1 protein-coding gene is annotated in these 520 nt (G+C 31.5%); it reads left to right on the forward strand.

Features of this window, described 5'->3' with window-relative positions; all coding sequences use genetic code 11:
- Positions 1 to 498, forward strand: a 498-nt coding sequence (locus HCCG_RS12405; RefSeq protein ID WP_034548739.1) for a hypothetical protein, incomplete at its 5' end; no start/stop codon positions are given.
- Positions 499 to 520 lie beyond the last annotated feature (22 nt).

The following is a 520-nucleotide window of genomic DNA, read 5'->3' on the forward strand; positions in this document are numbered from 1 at the left end:
AAACTAAGAGATGAGATAATACAGAGGGAAAAGGAAAAGAAAGAATATAGAGGAAAATATTTAGGGGAATATATACAAGTAGGGAATGAAACACATTTTGTGGATTTTACATACCTCAATAATAAATTCCCTCAAATCCTCTCCAATGGTTGCAAATATTTTGCTAAAGGGCTTTCAGTGCAAGAATATGAAAGAACAGATTTAAGTCCTTATAAGGAAAAAATCAAAGAATATACGGGGGAAGAAGCATATAACATACTTCATAAAGGTTTATTTGTATCAAGTTATTATGTTGATAAAAATAATAAAGTAATACCTATAACATTCTATACCTACATCTATGATACCATAACCACTTATGGACTCTATGGTGATGAGGGAGCAGGGTTTAGATTGACAAATAGATATTCTGTTGGTATAGCAGGTGGTAATATCTTTTACCTAGAAAATGGTAAATTTATAAAAAGTGATGAGATAAGAAAAGGGGAACGAAAATGACGCCCAAAGACTTCATAGAGCA

Source organism: Helicobacter cinaedi CCUG 18818 = ATCC BAA-847 (genome assembly GCF_000155475.1).
Lineage (GTDB): Bacteria > Campylobacterota > Campylobacteria > Campylobacterales > Helicobacteraceae > Helicobacter_C > Helicobacter_C cinaedi.